Source organism: Lentilactobacillus kisonensis DSM 19906 = JCM 15041, from assembly GCF_001434135.1.
Taxonomy (GTDB): Bacteria; Bacillota; Bacilli; order Lactobacillales; family Lactobacillaceae; genus Lentilactobacillus; species Lentilactobacillus kisonensis.
Map to the genome: position 1 here is coordinate 1 of NZ_AZEB01000057.1, position 4,451 is coordinate 4,451.

The following is a 4,451-nucleotide window of genomic DNA, read 5'->3' on the forward strand; positions in this document are numbered from 1 at the left end:
TCAAAAATCATAGATCTTGGACAGCTTCTTACAGACCAGCTAATGAAAGATACAGAAAAGAGGCTGTTTCTTATGCATATCACCACATGTATAAGAAACATAATCCAAAATATAAAATAACTTGGAATTTATATAAAGAAAATCCAAGTTATTGCTCAAAATACGTTTATCTTGCCTATTGGCGTGGAACACATCATAAAGCTGTAAAGCAGAGACCCGGCTTTTGGTTTATCAGTCCACATAAAATGCAAACTTACTTCGTAAAGAAACCTAAAGATGTCGCAAGTGTTAGATATTAGGAGGTGCAATTGTGAAACAATTTTTAACCACCAAATTTCATGGAATTAATGTCTTGGTACTAAGCCTGTTCACTTTGTTATTAATATATTCACCTTTAAGTAGCAGTGTGGATTTTTGGTTTTCAGATCATGCATATTTTACTATTCAGAAAGATTTAAGTGGAAAATTTTTGTATTATTTAGCAGAATTTGGCTTTTTTCTATGCCTTTTCTGCATTGCAACTTTATGGATCTCTAGATTGAATAATTGGATAGTCGTTGCAGCAATGATAATCTACATGTTAATAATAGTGAATTTGGTGTACCCTAATTTTAATGAATTCTTTAGTTCATTTTATCTTCCTTTGATTGTTACCTTATGTATTTTATGTTTAATCATCTGGGATTCTTTGAAAAACCGGGGTTAACAATATTAATACAAATTTTACGAAATTGTCTCTTAAAGATTAATGATTTTCAAAAGCTTTAAGATTATGGAAATCAAAATTTTATCCCGAATTATTCATAGCTTCAAAATAGCTAACCATTTTAACGAAGCCGTTAAAATGGTTGGTTGTTTTTGACCTTAATGATCACTTTACTGATACTGCGGTCATTCTTGGGGTAACTTAACGGGACTTTTCTAAATTTTGGGCGCATCCCTTGGTGTTAAAGGAATCTTTTTTTAATTGGCTAATCCATCAATGCGTCATAATGACCAACTTAAGGCTTGAATTCGAGCTAGCAATTGATAAAATAAGTTTCGATAAACATGATGGGAACTTAATTTCAGCTGGATTTTGCGGCCACTATGCACGACTTTTCCAGCAATTTTAAACAGCCGTAAGCGCAATGTGTCAACCGATAAGCCGACTTGGGCGGCCGGTAAGAGCTGTTTCAAAAAGCTAACCAGGTTATAAGCTAACAGGCTTAAAATCATGCGGGCATGATTGGCGACAAAACTCGAACTATCCGTTTTATCAAAGTAAAAGCCAGCTTTAGCTTCCTTAATATAGTTTTCCATCTTTCCCCGTTGGTGATAAGCTTCAAAAGCTGTCTCAGCGGTTAATTCGGTAAAATTAGTCACTAAATATTCGTGTCGGAATAATAATTCGCCGGTGAAACGAGTGGACTTGATATAAATTTTTCGCGGCTGATCCCAGGAGCCGGCTTGATAGGTGGTGGTGTGGTAGTGAATTTCGGTTTCTGCCCACAGTTGATCATCGCCAATTTGGATAAAATTTTCTGCTAAACGAGCTAGTTGCCGGTTGGCTTTTAGCCGGACTAAGAAACTGTTTGAGTTAAAAGCGGCGTATGAAAACTGAGATAAATGCTAAAGTTACCATCGTTGTACTGGTGTGCAGCTGTCGTTCACAATTTTTCCAGAGCCGACGATATTTTTCCAACCAGCTAAACGAGCGTTCAATGATCCAGCGTTGTGGCAACACTTCAAATTTATGTAACTCATTTCGTTTGGCGACTTGGGTGGTCGCTTTTAAATTAAGCTGGACATCCATGGCAAAATTGCGGCCACTGTAACCACCATCAACCAATACGCTTTGAACTCGGCGTAAGTTTTCGGCGTTTAAGGCTAACATGGCACTGGCCCCGTCACGGTCAGAAACATTGGCCCGCGTTAAATGAATGGCTTGCGGGAAGTCGTTGATATCCACTGCTAGATGCCGCTTAATTCCGGAAATTTTCTCACCGGCATCATAGCCCTTATTCTCGGCAGTTTCGGTATTTTTAACACTCTGAGCGTCAACGATAATAAATGAGGTTAGCGCCGAGCGATCCTGTTGGGATCGTAAGGTAAAGACAATTTTTTAAAACCTGTTCCAATAAAGATTCTTGAAAGCCGGGACCTTTGGCTGACCAGATTCGGTAATAGTAATAAACCGTGGACCATTTGGGGAAATGGTGAGGTAATTGACGCCACTGACACCCAGATTTTAGTAGATAAAGCAATGCATTAAAGACTTGATAGAGATCTTGGGTTCGAGGAGCGGTGCGTTTTGGCGGCTTCGAGTTCCGGTCGAATCATTTCAAACTGGTGACGGGAGATTTGATTAAGGTAGTTAGTCATCAAAGTAGGTCTCATCGCTTTTTTTATCAAGATTGTAGCAAATTATTCGGGCCTTTGTAAGACTCTAAACAGGTTTTAACAGAAACTACCGATCTGGTCACCAGCACATTCAAAGCGGCCATTAAGAATAATCATGGTGTAAAGCGCGGTTTGATCCATAGCGACCAGGGATCAAGTTATACATCCGGACGATATAATACGGCGTTAGCTGGTATAGGCATCATTCATAGTATGTCTAGGCTAGGAACTCCAGGAGACAATAGTCCAATGGAAAGCTTCTAGAGTCACATAGAAACGGAGCCTTTTTGCGTTTGTGCAACCCTTATCTCAAATTGAGATGATCACTGCAATTCAGAACTGCATTGATTGGTATAACCAAGAACGACGACAAAAAACACTTAACGGCATGACCCCCGAAAGAATACCGGAATCATGCCGTTAAAGAGACTGCATAACAATTTTATCAAATATTATTGTATGGAAAACTAATAATTATCGATTTGAAAGTATTTTTTCGAAATAGCTAGTGGGCTTGTACAATAAAGCTTTAGTTGCTTCTGAGGTTGGTGGAATCATTGTATATGGCTGTTCTAGATCGGATACAGGACTAGACGGTGTATACAACCTCACTGCGACATCTGGAGAAGTACTATCTTGTAGACTCACTTCAAATTGCTGTTGCCATTTACCATTTTGATATTGAAATTGAGTGAATCCATTGTTAAAAATCCGTCGATAAATATTAGAAATGGTTGGATTCAAACTTTTTAGTAAAGTCCGTTGTCTTTGAATAATCCATTTTTCCCCAAGGGGCGATGATGGATCCTGCGTTCCATACCAAATATCATCTTTTAAGACAGGCTTATTCGCTGGGATATAAAATATGTCATCAGTAACTACATATCTTAGCCAACCATTTAAGTCTACCAGTGATAAATTATGATTAGCCCCTAGTCCGCTACTATAAATTCGTTTGATTTGTTCCATGTCACGCAAATAAGTCTGTAAGGAATGCTGAGCTGAAGTATCAGGAAAACGATACTCCAGACCATAATTAACTGCAAAATAACTTTCTTTCCCAAAATTGGTAGTTGGAATTGCTTTAGATTTAACTAAGTCACTTGCTTCCCAAAAATTGGCACGAGTATCCCAATAAGGATCTTCTTTACTGCCTGCATATAATTGAAGGACCGGCATTCTGACTGTAACGTGTGGCTGATTAATTGTTTTGAATACAATTCTGACACCAGGGTTAGACCGCCAACGTAATCCAATAGATAAATTATGATTTTTACTATTGTTGTTAAAGAATTTAAGAACAGTAATCATTTGCTTAATAGAAGGCATCCTTGCAAATGGCCTTAATGATGAAGATGTTTTCCAACCATTCAAAGGATAAGCTGATTGAGCCCCTGCTTTGTTTGTATCATCAGGATAAGAAATTGTAGATAATAATATTCCCTTAGTCGGATAGCTATAATATCCACCTTTTATGTAACGACCCGCAATTAAAAGTTTTGCCAAGACATAGCCATGAATCTTATGTGTATAATTTTGAACGTAGTAGTAATTTTCTGCAGGACTAGAATTTAATGACAATGAAACTTTCTTGGTTGCATACAAATTAATTGTTGGATGCTCTCTTAAATCATATTCAACTTTGGTATGTTTAACATTCCAAACGTATGTATGCCGATTGCTTGAAACTAGCATTGACTGCTTATGAGAATAAGATTCAACACTCTCTATTTTTTCAGAAGTTGCATAAACGGGGGGTGTAGTTAATAATTTTCCTGTTGTCAATGATACCACCGTAAGTAATACGATTATTAATGTTCTTCTCATATAATTATTCCTCTCTATTCATTACATAATACTATATACGATAACATTATTCAGTAAATATATGTGGTGCTAGTTACTTTTAAAATAAGTATCGATAGACAAAAATATTGCTTCTATACTGAGTGATATTTAACATTAAAAGCACTAATTTTTTATCATGATTAATTATTCAAGCAACATTAGTACCAACAATTTTCATTAATCTAACTGAACTACTTTAAATATGCCAATATTGAATATTC

Annotated in this window: 2 protein-coding genes and 3 pseudogenes; 2 read left to right on the plus strand and 3 right to left on the minus strand. The window is 36.8% G+C overall.

What is annotated here, in order from left to right:
• Positions 1–299, plus strand: a pseudogene (locus FC98_RS15265) (hypothetical protein); the annotation flags it as partial.
• Positions 300–987: 688 nt separating this feature from the next.
• Here the strand turns inward: FC98_RS15265 and FC98_RS14915 are convergent.
• A pseudogene (locus tag FC98_RS14915) lies at positions 988–1,581 on the minus strand (transposase); the annotation flags it as partial.
• A pseudogene (locus FC98_RS14495) lies at positions 1,580–2,364 on the minus strand (IS5 family transposase). The pseudogenes FC98_RS14495 and FC98_RS14915, both read right to left, overlap by 2 nt.
• A gap of 120 nt (positions 2,365–2,484) precedes the next feature.
• On the opposite strand from FC98_RS14495, the gene FC98_RS15270 reads away from it, so the two are divergent.
• Positions 2,485–2,646, plus strand: a complete 162-nt coding sequence (locus tag FC98_RS15270; RefSeq protein ID WP_235803650.1) for a hypothetical protein — start codon at positions 2,485–2,487, stop codon at positions 2,644–2,646.
• Positions 2,647–2,856: 210 nt separating this feature from the next.
• Here the strand turns inward: FC98_RS15270 and FC98_RS13415 are convergent, their stop codons facing one another.
• On the minus strand, positions 2,857–4,209 hold the full coding sequence (locus FC98_RS13415) for a hypothetical protein (protein WP_084989042.1): 1,353 nt from the start codon (positions 4,207–4,209) through the stop codon (positions 2,857–2,859).
• Positions 4,210–4,451: the final 242 nt, after the last annotated feature.